Annotated in this window: 13 protein-coding genes and 1 riboswitch; of the genes, 2 read left to right on the forward strand and 11 right to left on the reverse strand. The window is 46.3% G+C overall.

Going from position 1 to position 17,009, the window contains the following annotated elements; translation table 11 throughout:
* Window positions 1–5: 5 nt before the first annotated feature.
* Together BUB81_RS04300 and BUB81_RS04305 are read right to left on the reverse strand one after the other, a co-directional pair.
* Complete coding sequence (locus BUB81_RS04300; RefSeq protein WP_073318903.1) at window positions 6–260, reverse strand: YkoF family thiamine/hydroxymethylpyrimidine-binding protein; 255 nt, start codon at window positions 258–260, stop codon at window positions 6–8.
* 11 nt (window positions 261–271) lie between these two features.
* A complete protein-coding gene (locus BUB81_RS04305) occupies window positions 272–2,335 on the reverse strand; it encodes a TonB-dependent receptor (protein ID WP_073318906.1) in 2,064 nt (687 codons plus the stop codon).
* 56 nt (window positions 2,336–2,391) lie between these two features.
* Window positions 2,392–2,492: riboswitch (TPP riboswitch) on the reverse strand.
* Between the two features lie 405 nt (window positions 2,493–2,897).
* Between BUB81_RS04305 and BUB81_RS04310 the strand changes: the two genes are divergently transcribed.
* Window positions 2,898–4,676, forward strand: a complete 1,779-nt coding sequence (locus tag BUB81_RS04310; protein ID WP_073318909.1) for a helix-turn-helix domain-containing protein — start codon at window positions 2,898–2,900, stop codon at window positions 4,674–4,676.
* 49 nt (window positions 4,677–4,725) lie between these two features.
* On the opposite strand, the gene BUB81_RS04315 is transcribed toward BUB81_RS04310, so the two are convergent.
* On the reverse strand, window positions 4,726–5,142 hold the full coding sequence (locus BUB81_RS04315) for an acyl-CoA thioesterase (RefSeq protein ID WP_073318912.1): 417 nt from the start codon (window positions 5,140–5,142) through the stop codon (window positions 4,726–4,728).
* A 193-nt stretch (window positions 5,143–5,335) separates the two neighbouring features.
* Between BUB81_RS04315 and BUB81_RS04320 the strand changes: the two genes are divergently transcribed.
* Window positions 5,336–7,495 carry a GNAT family N-acetyltransferase gene (locus BUB81_RS04320; RefSeq protein WP_073318915.1) on the forward strand — a complete coding sequence of 720 codons (2,160 nt, stop codon included), beginning with the start codon at window positions 5,336–5,338 and terminating at the stop codon, window positions 7,493–7,495.
* A gap of 55 nt (window positions 7,496–7,550) precedes the next feature.
* On the opposite strand, the gene BUB81_RS04325 is transcribed toward BUB81_RS04320, so the two are convergent.
* The 8 genes from BUB81_RS04325 to BUB81_RS04360 all read right to left on the reverse strand — a co-directional run bounded on the left by BUB81_RS04325 (window position 7,551) and on the right by BUB81_RS04360 (window position 16,988).
* Window positions 7,551–8,816 carry a tetratricopeptide repeat protein gene (locus BUB81_RS04325; RefSeq protein ID WP_370242701.1) on the reverse strand — a complete coding sequence of 422 codons (1,266 nt, stop codon included), beginning with the start codon at window positions 8,814–8,816 and terminating at the stop codon, window positions 7,551–7,553.
* A gap of 5 nt (window positions 8,817–8,821) precedes the next feature.
* The gene (locus BUB81_RS04330; RefSeq protein ID WP_073318918.1) at window positions 8,822–9,433 is read right to left on the reverse strand and encodes an energy transducer TonB; all 612 of its coding nucleotides are present in this window, start codon (window positions 9,431–9,433) and stop codon (window positions 8,822–8,824) included.
* A 1-nt stretch (window position 9,434) separates the two neighbouring features.
* Window positions 9,435–9,833 carry an ExbD/TolR family protein gene (locus BUB81_RS04335; protein WP_073318921.1) on the reverse strand — a complete coding sequence of 133 codons (399 nt, stop codon included), beginning with the start codon at window positions 9,831–9,833 and terminating at the stop codon, window positions 9,435–9,437.
* An 11-nt stretch (window positions 9,834–9,844) separates the two neighbouring features.
* Window positions 9,845–10,369: a MotA/TolQ/ExbB proton channel family protein gene (locus BUB81_RS04340; protein WP_073318924.1), complete on the reverse strand. Its 525-nt coding sequence runs from the start codon at window positions 10,367–10,369 to the stop codon at window positions 9,845–9,847.
* A 1-nt stretch (window position 10,370) separates the two neighbouring features.
* The gene (locus BUB81_RS04345; RefSeq protein WP_073318926.1) at window positions 10,371–11,732 is read right to left on the reverse strand and encodes a MotA/TolQ/ExbB proton channel family protein; all 1,362 of its coding nucleotides are present in this window, start codon (window positions 11,730–11,732) and stop codon (window positions 10,371–10,373) included.
* A 6-nt stretch (window positions 11,733–11,738) separates the two neighbouring features.
* A complete protein-coding gene (locus BUB81_RS04350; RefSeq protein WP_073318928.1) occupies window positions 11,739–12,503 on the reverse strand; it encodes a DUF3450 domain-containing protein in 765 nt (254 codons plus the stop codon).
* Window positions 12,504–13,250: 747 nt separating this feature from the next.
* Window positions 13,251–13,859, reverse strand: a complete 609-nt coding sequence (locus BUB81_RS04355; RefSeq protein ID WP_073320913.1) for a DUF6445 family protein — start codon at window positions 13,857–13,859, stop codon at window positions 13,251–13,253.
* 60 nt (window positions 13,860–13,919) lie between these two features.
* Window positions 13,920–16,988 (reverse strand): TonB-dependent receptor domain-containing protein, encoded by a 3,069-nt coding sequence (locus BUB81_RS04360; protein ID WP_073318930.1) that lies wholly within the window; start codon window positions 16,986–16,988, stop codon window positions 13,920–13,922.
* Between the last annotated feature and the right edge of the window lie 21 nt (window positions 16,989–17,009).

The raw sequence follows: 17,009 nt of genomic DNA on the forward strand, positions 1-17,009 counted from the left end.
GTGAGTTACCTGCTCTGCATCGCGTCAAAATTCAGGAATTTGGCCACAAAGATTGCCTGGCCCACTTCCTCATGAACGCGCTGCATTTCCGTTCCCAGGATTTGCATTACGGTCTGGTAATCGCCGGTTACCTGCGTGCTGGTAGAACAGGTTGTCACTGTCAGTGCCTGATGACTATTCAGCCGTTCAATAAAGGCTTTAATGGGCGGAATAAACTCGTTCACCAAAGGATAAAGCGACAACTCAACCATGACTTGCATCAGATATTCTCCTAAAACTGATATCGAACCGTGACACCGACCTGACGACCATTGCCGAACTGATAATAAGGTTCTTCAAACTCGTAATAATCCCGCGGGTCGTTACTGAATCCGCCGAAACCGCGCGTGTAATAGGTCTCGTCGAACAGGTTGTTAACCCACAGCGTGGTTTCCAAATCGTTTTGTTGCCATACCAACTGCGTGTGCACCAGGGTCGCGGCTGGCGATTTCACATCGTGACCATCTGAGAAACGGTAGCTGGCCGTATAATCGACCTCAAGGTTCCACGTCAGGCTGTCAGTGAAGCTGTACTGACTGAATGCGTTAGCAGTTACAGATGGCGATTGCGCCAGCGTTTGCTTTGCAATGAAACTGTCGTCCACACGCGTGTAGTTTTCAAAATACGCATCAAGATAACCAACAGATGCATTCAGGGACCAGCGATCATTTGCCTGCCAGCTCAGTTCAACTTCCGCGCCCTGATTGGTGCCTAGGTCGGCGTTGGTAATAATGCTGAAGAATTCAGCCGAGTTGTCCTCGCGGTACTGCAGGTCGAAATCGCTCACCTGAGTATCTTCACGCTTCATGACAAATACCGCAGCACGCAGATTAACGCTGTCGGCTAAGGGTGCCTTCACCCCGATTTCATAGTTCCAGTTGTATTCAGCATCGAAAAAGCGATTCACTTCCTGGACGTTTTGGTCAGGGTTAATACCTGCCCCTTTGAAACCACGTGAAATACTCGCGTACCACAATTGATCGCCCATCAGGTAATTCAACGCCAGCTTGCCGCCTAACATGGTTTCGTCATGCTCACGGGCCAGCCCTTCATTGTCTGCATAAGAGAAATTGTAGTTTTCTGCACGCAATCCAAATGACAAACTCAGGTTGTCTGCGAGTTGACTGTCGAGCTGACCGTAAAATGCAATCGTTACTGGCTTGTACTGACTGGCGAAATCACCATCGGCATAAGTATATTCACGCAACAGGTCCTCCTCTGTACCTTCGAGGCGCGCACCGACGACCCAGCGGGTTGTATCATTGAACAGGGACACTGCCTCGCTGCCAACAAAACGAATTTCGGCAGTATTGGTATCCACTTCGCGGTAGTAATGGTCGGTGGACGTATAGCCCCACGGGTGGAAACCGGTGTAGGTCCAGTCTTCATCGTAACCATAGCCGATATTGTGGCTGGCATGGGTTACGATTAATAGTAATTCACCCGCCTGTAGTTTGGTTGCCATGTTGGCACTTACCGCGTGTGTTTGCTGACGATCGAAGCCTGGTTCATCAGACTGGGTAATGTTGTCGTTATCCAGCGAGAACGCATCGTAGCCATTGTCAATGTCGTACCAGCGATAAGCCAGGTTCAGCGTCGTTGCGGTATCGATTTGCCATTTTGCCGCCAATTTTACCGCCGACTCATCAATGTTATTGGTGTCTTCGCGATTAAGGTGCGCATTTTTTACGAAGCCGTCACTGCGGTTATGGTACACCGCAGCCCTGACTGCAAGATCGTCGCTCACCGCGACACTGTTAGCCAGCTCAACGCGATAGCTGTCTTTCGTAGCTACGCGTGCGCTTACGAAATTATTGTCAGTGGCATCAGCGTCATTCGACTTTATTAACACCGCGCCGGCCAGAGCGCCAGTACCAAATACCGTGGCTTGTGGCCCTCTGAACACCTCGACTTGTTGGGTGTCAAACAAAATGCCCGAAGCGCCCAGCCCGGAGAAATCGAAGTCATCTACCATTAAGGCTACAGACGGATTAATGGGCTCTGCAAACTGTGAACGCTCACCGATACCACGAATTTGAACAAAACGACCACGCGACGCGCCGGCACTAAAATTAACGTTAGGGGCAACACGCAACAAGCCATCCAAGTGGTCGGCCTGACGTGATAATACGCGAGTATCATCGATAACCGACGCACTGGCGCTTAGCTGAGACAAGGTTTGCTGGTAAAAATCACCGTAAACGGTGACGCGCTCGATATCGGATTCTGGTTCTGCTGCAGCGCTGAATGCAACGCTTAACAACGACAATGGAAACAGTGTTTTAGAAACTTTCATACAGGATCTCTTGTGCAATAGTGACCAAAAGATCCGGCTTTTACGGCAGGTGAATAGGCTGTTTTGTTAACCATCCCTACGCCGGTATTATCCGGATCAGGTAAAAGGGTTCCCACGTGGTGGATCTCAGCCTCATTCGGCACCCCTTGGTACGCGCTGAACCTAGAAAATAAAGACAGGTATGTCAGCGCGAGGGAAGTCTACCAATACGCACCGTGAATGCAAGTGATTCTGTATTCAGAAAATAAAATGCCCGCCTGTGACGTGGCGGGCATGACGGTTATCGCTGTCCGGACCGGACAGATTCCGGTGGTGACGTCACCGGACATTACCTGCACTAACTACTCGGAGTAACTTCGCGGTTGGCATCGCATACTCACTAGTGCCGGTAACGCAATCCGTACTACTTAAACCGGATTGTGTATGAGTTAACTATAAAGTTGCGGGGAAAATCAGAGTAGGACATTTAATACAAAACTTTAGGACAATTTTGTTCAACTTCCTTCGAAATCTGACAGTTATGTGCAATGATTAGCTCATATAAACGACAAGGAGCTTTCGATTGACCTACACAGGAACGTTTTGGTCCGCCGTATTGCGTGCTTTACTAAGCCTGCGTCGCGACAAACAGCTAAACACCAAGGATGATGAACAGGTTGTTGCTTTGCTACCTCGGGTAGAGTCCAATGAAGTAACGGCGCAACAATTAGCTCAGCTTTGCGATATGTTAGTGGCTGAGAATACCGCGCTCACAGGGCAGTCTTTGCTTGGCTACCTGGATTTCAACAAAATGGGCGCCGTACATTGCTACGCCTCTCTTAGCAAAGATATCCGGTCGGCATTGAGTGCCAGTGAGAACATCACTCAGGCCTGGTTTCAACCCGAAGAAACCCTGCAGTTGTGTACTGATGATAACGTGGCGACACTCGTATTGAAGCATACACTTCCGGTTTCACTCGTCCCCTTTCAGATTGCTTTCTTTCTCCTGCTGTTCAGACATTTAGCCGGGCGCGATTTCGAATTTACCGCGATCGACGTACCAACAAATGACAACCTGGCGTTGCTGACACCCATCAGCCGGGCGCCAATATCGGTAACAGAACAGCAAACCGAATTGCGGTTGTCTTTCAACGCAGACTGGCTGGACAGGCAGTCTTTTTTCCATAGTCCTAATCTGCAGCAGGTACTGGCCCGAAACTTTCAGCAATATGCACACCAGGATAGCGAAAACTCACTGCTGGTCACCCTGTTAAAAGCCTTCGATACCTATCACCAACCAGCCCGGATCCGCGCCGAGGGCATTGCTGAAAAACTCAATATGAATATGTCGACGTTCAGGCGCACCCTGCGCAACGACGATATTTCATTTAGTGCGGTGCTGAAGGGATATATTCACGAGAAAAGCGTGCACTACTTGTTGAGCGGAAAAAAAGTCGATGACGTCACAGACTTGCTGGGCTTTTCTGACAGACGGGCATTTGACCGCAGCTTTAAGGAGTTTACTGGTGTTAGTCCGGGGCAACTGCGTCAGATAGGCAGTCGCCTGCGTTTTCAACGGGGTAACCAGGCCTTGCTGGAGGTGTCAGATAACCTGCCGCCGTTGCCGGAGACAATTAATCAGATCATCCAGTTACCCGAGGAACAACAGACTGTGGGCAAACTTGTGGCGCTTATTGCGTCCGACCCGGTGTTCCAGGCACATATTATGGGCAAAGCCAGTCGCGCCGTTTACGGAACCACGCCGGTATCACTGCAACAGGCTATCGGGCGCAACCTCGGTGTCAGTCAGGTGCGTCATCTGGCGGTATTATTCGCAGCACAACAATTCCTGACCGTTCAGAGCGTACATCCGGACGTGGCCAAGCTGATTGATGCAATGTTATTGAGCCATACGCTGTTTCAGGCACTATTCGCCAACGAATACAGTGAGGCCCAGAACGACATCCTGAATCAGGTGGTGATGTTTGGCCCCTTATCGTTACTGCTTATTTTTCACGCTGAACACATTTCCAGTGAGACGCTCTATGCACAGTGGAGCCAATCAGTCAGCTTTGAAGCGTTTGTGCAGCAGCTCGACGCAGAATTTAATGTGTGTTTGTACGGCGCCTCTTCACTGCTATTGATTAACTGGGGCATTACCAGTGAAGTGAATCAAATGCTGTGGCAGTTATGTCGTGGGGGAGAGTCGCTGATGCAGCAGCGCATCTTGCTTTGTCATCAAATGGCGTTTAACAGTTTGTTTTTCGATAGTGACGTCAGCACGCTGTCAGATATCAGTCAGGAACAAGGATTGAGTGCTGCTCAGCTTTCTGCGATGCAAGCCGTGTTGGAAAAGTGGTAGTTTTACAGGCTGGCGGCTAACGCTGTTGCCGCCAGACTATTACTCAACGCTACACATCAATATTGAGTTTGCCAATCTCTTCGGCCGTCTGCTGCTCCAATACTTCCATGGTCTTTCCATGCGGCACAGGCAAGCGGGTTTCAGGATCTACTTTTACAAACACAATATCATCTGCCAGACAGATGGTTTTCTTGGTTGCCTTGTTTCGCACCAGGCAGGAAACGCTAATTGAGGTTCTCCCAACGGCTTTCGTCGCCAGTCCGAACTCGACAATGTCACCCTGTAAAGCCGGTGATTCAAATGAAATTTCACCAATGTGTTTTGTTACCAGACAATTGGTTTCCAACTGACAAATGGCATAAATAGCGGCTTCTTCGTCTATCCACTGCAATAAACGACCACCGAATAAAGAAAAGGCATAATTGAGGTCATTCGGCATGACCAGCCTGCGCGTTAAAAATCGCATAGTAATCTCTGTAATTTGTTGCTGTGGCTTTATTTTACCTTATCAGGATGCGCAAGCCCATGTGTCTTCGCAGTTGAAAATGATAAACTCAGACACGACAGTTTAATTACCAGTCTCTGTGGTGCTTAGTTGCTCATTCACACAACAATTACCCACAGACGCTGACAACACGGTAGCGATAACGGTCAGTAACATGAGCGGTGTAGACTCACAACAAATATCAGATTGGTTGCTTGCCAGAAAACAGCGTTGCTGTCACCGGCAACTCGTTGTTATTAGCGGTAGCCCGGCATTTTGTAAACAGCAGCTGTTACCGTTTGTTAGCCATTTCAGCACTGAGTCGGTTCTTGCATTGGGGCGTTCACAGGTTAGCGTCCCGGGCGCCCTGCCCCTCAAGCAAGCTACACAACTACTCGGACAATCCTGCAAACTGGGCATATACGATGCTTTCGAGGCATTCAGACCCAGCGCCCTATTGTCGTTAGCAGGGACAGTAGCAGATAACGGGATACTGTTACTTTGCGTCCCTCCAACTGCTGAGTGGTCTTACTACACTGAGCACACAACTAACCATTATTTGAGCTATGGTCAAACGTGCGAAAACAGCCTATTCAGAGCTTATATGGCCCAGTTATTTTGTTCCCGACAAGACATTGCCCTGATAGAGGACGGTGGTATATGCCGACTTCCCAAGCCAGAGCCTGTAGCACAAAATCTAAGTCTGCTCGCCCCTGCCCCGTTTGCATCATTAGACCAGCAACAGGCATTCGACCAGCTTAGTCCCGTCAGAGAGTCCGGTATGTGTGTTTTAACTGCCGACAGAGGCCGCGGTAAATCGACGTTATTAGGTATGTTAGCGGCTCACTGGTTAAAGTTCGGTAAATCAGTGATCATTTGCAGCCGTTTCCCTGACTCAGTAAACGCCATATTTAAGGGAGTCAGACACATCGCCCCCGATATACCCGAAACGTCAGCCCGACAAATACAACAAGGTGAACATTGCATTCGCTGGCTACCTGTTGATCACCCTGAACTGTATAAAGACGCTGAAGCGGTTCTGATCATTGATGAAGCAGCCAATTTGCCTATTCCCACATTACAATCTCTTTGTCTTCACTTTAAGCGCGTTGTACTAAGCACAACAATGCGCGGTTATGAAGGTACCGGCAGAGGCTTTCTAACGCGCTTTATTCCCTGGCTTAAACAACAATTTAAAACGTATGAGCGTGTATCGCTTTCAATGCCATGCAGATGGGCGCCTGATGATCCTGTTGAAGAGACGTTATACCAGGCTCTGCAATTGGATGATGAACCTTCGCAAGGCGACTCAGTGACTCTCCCAACATCAACAAAAGGGAAAGATACCGAAGAGGTTCGGTACACCTTTCTGTCTGCTGAATCGCCAGAGTCGTTTAACAAAGTGCTGTCTTTACTAATGACCGCTCACTATCAAACGACGGTAGACGAATTAATCAGACTCTGTGATTCACCAGAGAACTATACGCTGGTTGCAACGCATCAGGATGACGTGATGGGCGTCATCAATATCCAGATAGAAGGCGGTACAATTCTACAACCAGTGGCCAACGATATAGCTAGCGGAACACGGCGGGTCAATGGCCATTTATCGGCTCAGGCGCTTAGCTTGTATCTCGCCGACCCTGCAATGGCAACTCAACGCTATTGCCGGATTAATCGAATTGCCGTGTCTGAAGCCTATCGCCGTAAAGGCATTGCAACTAACCTTATACATGCTCTGATACATTGGCTGAACGAACAGTCGATAGACGCGCTTACGACCTCCTTCGGCGCCACCGAATCGCTGATGAGATTTTGGCAATCATGTGGGTTTGAAGCGGTGAAAGCCGGCTTGAAACGCGATGCCTCAAGTGCCGAATACAGTTTGTTAATGTGGAAACCCTTCACAGCAACAGCACGTAGTAAACGGAATCTGGTTGCACAACGGTTTTATCAGGAGCTCTCTGTTCACCCTACCCCCGAGTTTTTCAACGCAGTGATAAAACAAGACGGGGCTTCGGAGACTTGCTTAGCGGCAGAGAATGACGATTTTGTAACCTGCAATACTGACATTCTGAAACAAGTAATAAATGGGCACCGACAAATTCAACATGCAAGAGGCAGTGTGGTTTGGTTATTGGCACGTTGTAACGCGACAGCATCAGATATGAATAATAAGATGACTCACTCTTTAGACGTACTTAACAATTTTGTAGCTTGTTTTGACGACTTGTTTCCGTTTATTAAGCAATATGGCTTAACCGGTAAAAAACAGGCTTATGAATTTGCAACTAGACAGCTAACGCCATTAGTGTCACATGGCAAATATGGTTGAATGAAACATGTTGCGCAAGCAGGTAATAAAAAAGCGCCCTGAGGCGCTTTTTTGATTAGATATTGATGCCGCGATTCTTCGCTTTTTGCTTAATGTAAGGTTCCCATGCATTCGCGTTACGACGCATAGATGAATCCTTTTTCGCTTCCTTCACGTGCTCGTAGGCTTGTTTAAAATTGCCTGCGTAGAAGTTAGCTTCCATCAAACTGAAGTGTACTTTACCTGCGTCTTCAGTACCACGTGCTAGGGCGTTGTTTAACGCTTTAATTGCACCTTTGTAGTCTTCAGCAACCAGTAATAATACGCCTTGCTTACGATAGAATTCAGGGTCAGAAGACAGTTCAGCAGCTTGCTCGTAATACTTTGCTGCTTCCTTGTATTCCATTGCCTGGTGATAGCTGTTCGCAATCGCCGCAAGGTTATCTGCAGTTTTCTCAACTACGCCTTTATTTACATTTTCAGCCAGTACTTCAGCTGATTTGAAAGGCATGTTGTTGGTAGAGTATAACTGCGACAACATCTTGATCAGGTTTGGCTTAGTCAGAAAACCGTTGTTGTAGGCAATTTCCAAAGTTGACAGAGACTTTTTAAAATCTTCTACCATCAAATAGAATTGACCTAACTGAACCCACCATTTACCTTCTTCAGGGAAGGTGTTTACGATATCTTCTGCAACCTTAACCGTTTCAGGATACATCTTACGCTCATAGTAAGATGACAGTTTCAGAACATAAGGATTCTTATTCGGCTTCTCGTACAACGCAATGGCTTTGTCAGCAGGAGCGATAAGCTTATCGAACTGCTTAAGCTCGTAATATGCGTTTGCCATACGTGTATAAACTTCTGGATCTTCCTTACAGGTAAAATCCAACCACGCCTGATAATACTTAACCGCATCGGTGTACTTCTTCTCCTGAAGGCTCAAATCAGCAATCAGCTTTAACGTTTGAGCATGTTCAAGATCATTCAGTACTTTGGGGTTAACAGAAGACGCCAGATAACCAAGAGCTTTCGGCCCTTGCCCATCTTTAGTCGCCAACATGTTACCCAATAAGCGATTTACATAAGCTTTGTCGAAGTCTTCTGACGCATCGATGTCCATTAACTGGGCAATCGCTTCATCAACTAGATCTTCGCCATACGCTTCATACGCTTTCTGTACTTTCTTACCGACGCGTTCGCCAACCAGATTAGTTGTACCCTTTTCGTAGCCCGGACACACAACTGGCGGATTAGACTGCGCCAGAACAGGTGCTGATACAGCAGCACCCAGTGTGAAAGCAACGGCTACAAGTGACTTTTTGAACATTGCTGATTTCATCATCATTATTGCTCCAGTTTAAAGTCAAGTTGTACGAACATGTTAGGTTGTTTTACAGGTTTGCCGTCAACGATCTTAGGCTTGTATTTCCACTTTGCCAAAGCACGACGTGCTTCGCGGTCGAAAATACGTTTTGGGTCAGCATCCATTACTTCAATATCGCCCACTGAACCGTCTTCGTTGATTGTAAACTGTAGTTTAACCCAGCCTTCTTTACCATCGCGTGCAGCTTGCGGAGGATATTTAGGATCGATACGTACAATTGGTGTAGCGTCACCATCGCTTTGCATCGCGCCAACACCACCAATGTTTACACCAACACCGCCGGTGTCAACATTTGGGATATCCAAACTAAATCCATCCGCATCCGGCTCCGCATCTTCCGGCTCTACTGGCTCCATTTTAGGAGGCTGTTGAGGCGGCGGCGGTGGAGGGGGTGGAACACGAGTACGCGTCTGCACATCCTCATCCGGAGCTTGCATCACAATATCAATTACCGGCGCAGGTGGTACTTCGTCTGCCGGGCGAGCGGAGTTTTCAATCAACTTCGCCATTACCACAAACAGTCCGAATGCAACCGCTGCACCTACTAAAATAGAAGCAATCAATCGTCCCATGTTAATTCCTCGCTGCTACCGCAATACGGTCAATGCCTGCAGCTTTAACCTGGTCCATAACTTTCACCACTACACCGTGCTTTGCTTTTATATCAGCTTGAATAAAAACATAGTCCGTTGGCTGTTCAGTTAGCAGACGCTCTAAATTTGCCCTTACGCTGTCTAGCGCAACCTCACGTTTATCCAACCACACATCTCCATCTTCTGTAATAGCAATGAAGACGTTGGCATTTTTGTGTAGGAACGCTTGGCTCGCATCGGGCTTGTTAACTTCAATACCGGCTTCTTTTACGAAAACCGTTGTCACGATAAAGAAGATAAGCATGATGAACACGATGTCCAACATGGGCGTCATGTCAACCTGAGCATCTTCTTCTTCGGTTCTGACTTTTCGAGCCATAATCTCTCTCTCTACTCAAACGGCAGGCTATCGACTAGCTTTTCCCGCGCGATCTTAACTTTGGCCTCTATACGCGTACTGATAAACAGACCTGAGAGCGCTGCTACCATTCCAGCCATAGTTGGAATAGTTGCCATCGAGATACCGCCCGCCATAAGACGTGCGTTACTCGTGCCCTGCGTTGCCATTGTTTCGAATACGTTGATCATACCGGTAACCGTACCAAGCAGACCGATAAGCGGACACATGGCAACTAACGTACGTATAATCAGCATTCTGGCATTCAGTTCATCAGATGCTTCAGAGATCCACGCTTCACGGATTCTATGCGCATACCAAGACTTGGTATCTGACCGTGCTTTCCAATTATGAATAATTTGATTTCTCATTTTTGGAAACACTGCTGTCACAAACCAGTAGCGCTCAATCATTAATACCCACATGAGAAAGAGCGCGGCAGCAACGAAGTAAAGTACGTCACCGCCGGTAGCGATAAAGTCCCTGACCGATTCCCATAATCCAATCAGGTAAACCATATTATGCTTTCTCCGACTCTGCGTGAGCAGCAATGATACCCGCAGTCTGCTCGTCCAGGATGTGAACGATTGACTTGCTCTTAGAAGCAACAATGCTGTGCGTTAAGATCAACGGCAGTGCTGCAATAATACCTTGAGCGGTAGTTACAAGTGCCATTGAGATACTTCCTGCCATCATACGTGGGTCACCAGTACCGAACAGTGTGATAGTTTGGAAGGTTGCAATCATACCAAGTACTGTACCTAACAGACCCAGTAACGGTGCAATTGCAGAGAAGATTTTAATGATGTTGATACCCGCTTCGATACGTGGCAGTTCTTTCAGAATTGCTTCGTCCAGTTTCAACTCGATGTTTTCAGCGTCAGTGCCTTTGTTCTCAGCATACACTTTCAGGATGCGGCCCAGAGGGTTAGATTCTGAAGGTGAACCTGGGTTTTTAAGCTGTGAACGGATTTTGCCACCAACCAGAGTCAGAGTGATCAATTTATACAGACCAATCAACAGACCCAAGATCAACATACCAGTGATAACGTAACCTACTACACCACCAGCGTGATAACGCTCAGACATAGTCGCTTTTTGCTTCAACAGGCCCAGGATTTGGCCTTGTGAAGGGTCAGCATAGAAAGGAACGATACCTGAAGTAGCATTACGCAGCGCTTCAGCAGAAGCAACTAAGTGGCTGTCAGGCTGACGACCAAGTGGTTGGATTACTTTGTTTTCGCTGTCGTAAGTCAGGTAACCTTCGTCACCAATCAGGTTGAATGTACCAACACGAACAACTTCTTGTGTGTTTGTACCACCGTCAAGGTCGATTACGTCCGCAGAGAATCGAACAACCTGACCCTGTTCAGTCATTTCAGTTTGCAGAGAGAACCACAGTTCTTCCAGCTCGTTGATGTTAGGCAGACCTTTTGATTCTTCTGACATGCGAGCCAGGAATTCATCACGACCTGGGTATTGTGCGCTAACGATTGAAGTAGCAATACGACCAAACGCTTCAGAAGACGCCTGACGTACAACACCGAACATCTCACCCAGCGTACCTGTAGCTTGATCTAATTCAGCAGCTTTCTCGTTTAACGTTACTTCGTTATCAGAGAATTGTTTCTGCAGACGATCACCGCGTGCTTGCTCTGCTTTCAGGTCAGCTTCAGCTTTGCGCAGCAGTGCTTGCTTGTCAGCACGTGCTGATGTGAATTCAGCTTCACGTTGTGCATTGATTTTTTGCTCAGATGCACGAGAAGCCTTAACAGAATTTAACAGGTCTTCTAAAGATGCAGGCTCCTGAGCCTGAACTGCTGTAGAAGACATAACCGCGACTGTAGCTGCGGCAATTAGAGATTTAAATACTGGTTTCATTAACGCTTACTCCGCCGCTTTGATAGGAAGTTTAATCAACTCAGGTGGGGTCAGACCTTTCGCCATTTTCACAGCGTCGTTTACTGAACCAAGATATTCGTCACCCAAAGTTTCCCATGAACGCGTGTCATTGTTCCAAACCCAAGCGTGTTTTTGGTCCAAAGACAGCGCTAGCATTGCCGCACGGCCTAAGTTAAAGAAATCAACGGTTACCTGAGTACCTGCGTTATCAAGTGTACCTTGATAAGACGCGATACGAGTACCGTATTCAGTTTCGATAAGGTATGCATCAAGTACCTGACGGAACTGCTCAGAAACAGTTACGTTAGAGTTAGCCATCAGATCGCGAAGTCTCTCGATACGCGCTTGACGCTCAGCCAGACGAATAGGAACGTCAAGCTCTACAAATTTTTCCAGGCTATCGATCATACGGAACATCAGAGGAACGATACCTTTCTTAGTATCTTCGATGCTGTCGATTTGGCTCTGTAAAGAATCAATACCACGCTGCTGGTCAGCAACCAGGCTTGCAAGGTAATCGTTATAAATTTTCAGGTTTTCCGTTTCGTCAACAACCGCACGGTATTCAACCAACAACTCCTGTGACTGTTCGAAAAGTGAGTTGATTTTTTCCTGAGATTTCGCTGCAGCCGCATGCATCTTTGCTTCTTCTTTATGAAGATCGCTCAGAGTAGTTGCAGAGACGAATGCGCTACCAGTCAGTGCGAATGCACCCATCACAGTAGAAGCAATAAGAGTTCTCTTGCTCATTTTGGACATAGTTCCCAACCAATTTCTTATTTGAATCCTTGCGTTTGTAATAAAAGTACTGTCACGCAAGGGGCGTATAAATTTCTATATTTAGGAAGGTAGTATTAGCCGTCGAGACGGTAGTACTACGAACTTCTTATAGTCACACGAGATTGTGGAAAGAGTCAAGTAACAAGCTCTTTACACAAGCCCAATGACAGGTTAATTGCTCAGTGAATATACAAACAGATTGTTTTATTGTGTCTAGTCAGTCATGAAATTGTAAATAAATTACATAACCTTAACAATACAAGTCATTCTCAGTTACTGAATCATCGGACCAGACACTTGTGCAATCGAACGCGGAATGACTTTCCTTTTCACTATCGCACTGTAAAAAGTATGAAAAACAGACTTTCACCGAACCATATTTGCACAGCACAGAGTTTTATAGGATGCATTCTGTCTTTAATTTAATTGAATACAACGCAGATTCTATAAAATATCTAAGGGAGAGTTAATTCAGCGAAAATATGACCACAGTCATAAAATAGCGACAAAAGATACACGGTTGTTCGGGTGTTGCTGATCACGTTACATTTTTCACTTAACGAACTTCACCTATGTCATGCGTATGTTATTGATCAATACTCTCGTTTTCTAGTTAACCTATTTATAAGTAACTACATAGAAGTGTATAGCCGTGGATAGATGAGGCTTATACCGGTTCATCACAATTTTGTAATATTACCCAGATGTTTCTCTGTGCTAATTAGCTCTTCGATAAAATAGCGGATAAATCAAACGACCATTTTCAGGCGTATTACCGAAACTTTTACCTGCATCGTGAAACAGCCATGGCCTGAATAGAATTAAACGATTATAGCGCATAGGTATATGTGTCGTTAATGTCCACTTTGCATAATCAACATTGTCTCGTTGCATTATGTTTTTCCAGAAAGATTCGAAGTTATCCAATCCCATTTTTACTAGATCTTGCTTCGTTAAAGGAGCTCTATCACTGTTCAACTGATTGTGCCGATAAAAATCTGTCCCTCCCTGACAATCTTTGTCTTTTGACAGATACAGAATACCTGACCAATCACAGTTGTCGATATGCACACCGCCTTTGCCTCTTTCCCCCTCTAGCGCCAATCTGAATTTTCCATGGCTGGTACCTTCCGCAGGCTGCAAGGGTTCTCCTACAATTCTGCTAATTAACTCGTCCATCCCCTGGATACGTAATGATTCGGCTGAGTTTCTACCTGGAAAATACTGTTCTCCTGGTAGTACCGGATAATCCATAGCCAATGCTCTGGAACGAATCTCGTCCGCAATGTCCAAAAAGTCGTCAATAACCACAAGGGTCTGATACATATTTGCTCCGAAAAAAAAGGGCTTCATAAAGAAGCCCGTTTATCACTTAATAACAGTACGTTAGAAGTTGGCGGTGAAACCTACATTGTAAGTTCTTCCATAGGTATAGCGTCCAATTGAAATTTCAATTGGGTTTGGATACCAGTCTGTTGCATTTTGAACACTTGCACGCATCAAAATATTTTCCGTTAACTGATAAGTCGCACCCACATCAATTAACATGCGAGAAGGCACTTTAGTGTACGGATTACCATTTTGATCAATATACTGTAGCGGTTCAGTCTGCTCAACGTTACGCTCTGTTTCTGCGGTATAGTTGAAGTCAACAAACGCGAACAAGTCACCTACAGAATAAGAAACTTGTAGGTTAGCTGTCAGGTCTGGATCATTCCACTGACCAGTATCGTCTGTAAAGTCGAAACCAGTGTTTGAAATTTCGTTTTTACGCTGCTTGAATGCACGTAATGACCAGTTCAGATCACCACTGCCTTCACCGAAGAAACTTCCCACCAGCGGATAGTCTGAAAGTTCATTGCGATAGTTAACAGCGTATTCGATACCTTCGAAATTACGTAATGCTGCGTTCACATAACCAGATGTAAATGCGTTAACACCAGGGAACTGGCCATTTTCCATACGGTTAAACTGACTACAGAAAGAATTCGGGAAGTCAGTCGCATCGTAACAGGCATTCAGAATGTCTGTAATCGAGAATTCAACAATCGCATCAGAAATATCAATTTTGATAAAGTCGATTGACAAATCAAGACCTTCAGCCCAACTTGGCGTATAAACGATACCGTAGTTAACACTTTCTGCCTGTTCGTTATTCAGCGTTGCATTTCCACCTGTAAAGCCCCGACGAGACGCATTTTGTATCTCACTCAGGAAGCCTTCAGGAATACCGTCTGCGCGACAGTTAGCTTCACGTACTGAAGGGTTAGGCCCATCACCAATGTTACGGTTATCACAAGGGTCTGTAGCAAATGAGCTTGTTTCTACTACTGGCAGGAACAACTCAGTTACAGCTGGTGCACGGACTGTTTCAGCGATATTACCACGAATCATAACGTCTTCAATTGGACGCCAATTCAAACCTAATGCCCAAACATCATCCGAGCCAGAGCGAGAATTATCAATTTTACGATAAGATGCATCAAGACTCAGAGAGTAGAATACAGGAATATCCATGTCTTCAGAGAAAACAGGAACGCTGATCTCTGCATAAGTATCTTCAGTCTTATATGAACCCGCAGTCGCATTTGGTGCAAAACCTAAAATTGTTGCTGTACCGTCAGGACGGAACTCGGCAGATTCAATACGACGCTCGTAACCAGTTGCAAAGGCTAAAGGACCAGCTGGAAGTTCAGCGATTTCACCAGAAAGGTACGCATAGAACATTGACTGTTCTACTCGGCTTTGGCCTTGGTCGTTATACAATACGTAAGAAGCTGCTGCATCGGTAATCGAACCGAAAGGGTTCAAAGGCGCACAGTCTCCAACAGGGCCAAGCACATTTTCAAACGCTGCTACACCACTACCTGATGGAACAAATCCACCTTCGAAATCCGGATCATAATTGTAACGACAATCAACTTCACCAGTTTCGGGGTTGATACCTACGTCCATAGCATTAAGCCACTTAGCTGTATCAAGACTCTGTCTTTGCGAATAGATAGTGCTGATACCTTTCTGGTACCCAACCGACCAATCAAAGAATTTATCGTCCAGCTCAAATTCACCATTTAACTCGGCGTTTGCACTGTAAACATTAGATTCGTTAATGATTTGACGTTGACCCAAATTTACCCATGCTTTGTGCATGTAGAATTCACCAGGTCCACCCAGATAACCTTCCAGCGTTTCACGAGCACTGTCCACAAGGAATGGGTTGTCTGTAGAAAATTTTAGTGCGGCCCCGTCATACTGGAAAGCACCGGAGCTGTACTGAACTGCTTGATAACCTTGGTTAGACGCATCTGAACGGTTCGCAAAAAATGAAACGTCTAAATTCACGTCATCGGTAATTTTATAGCTACCGAGTACAGTCAGGTTATATCGCTCGAAGCCTTCACGAGCTGTATTTGCTTCGCCCAGATTTAGGCCATCACCGCCTGAAGCCCAAACAGCATTATCTTGTGCGATACCCGGATCGTAAGGAACGATTGTACCGGAGCCATCAGGATTAAACTGAATGAAGTTCCCATCCCATGCGCCAATTCCATAGTTTGTCAGCCCCAGTGAACCCGGAGTGATCAAACCTGAATTTGACAGAATGCCTGCTCGAGGGTTTGGAACCAAACGTACCTGGTTTACAGGGATTTCACCGTCTGCATTTGGTACACCATTTTCAGGGAATGGAGTGAAGCTACTCCAGTCATTGGCGAGACTTGGAACTCTGAATGCTGCAATATTGTCTTGTTCGTTATATTCGAAGGCTACCGTTACGTTACCACGGCCACCGTCGAAGTTTCCGCCTAATAAAGTACGTACAGACTGGTCGCTTGAAATACCATCCTGATAAGTGTAGTCGTAGGAAATTTCAAAACCTTCATAATCGCGCTTCAGAATATAGTTAACTACACCGGCGACGGCATCGGCGCCGTATACAGGTGCACCACCTACCTTCATGACTTCAACGCGGTCAATCAATGATACAGGAATATTGTTAACGTCAACCTGCGCTCCCGGCGCACTGCCGCCACCAACAGGTGAGTTACTGGAAATAAAACGTTTGCCGTTAATCAGTGTCAGCGTACGTTGAGATCCCAAACCGTACAGACTGATCGTGTTTTGACCTAAGCCTTGAGAGCTTGCCGCTGTGTTACCACCAATTTCAGGCGTTGTACCCGCAGCAACGCCAGGCAGGTCTAAGAGCGCGGTAATTGCATTAGTCATACCGCGGTCGCGGATATAGCTGTCGTCGATAGCATCTACAAGCTGAGTCGGCTCCATGTCGATGCGAGAAATACGTGAGCCGGTGACTTCAATTTTCTCTACAAGTTTGCCTTCTGTCTCGTCAGTATTTTCGGCATCTTGTGCAAATGCTGGCGTCGCCGCCGTAACTGTACCGAAAAGTAGTGCCAGTCTAACGCTTTTTGATAGCTTAGACATGTTATTTTTATTCATTGTAATCCCCTGGATTAATGT

This window comes from Marisediminitalea aggregata, assembly GCF_900129565.1.
Lineage (GTDB): Bacteria > Pseudomonadota > Gammaproteobacteria > Enterobacterales > Alteromonadaceae > Alteromonas > Alteromonas aggregata.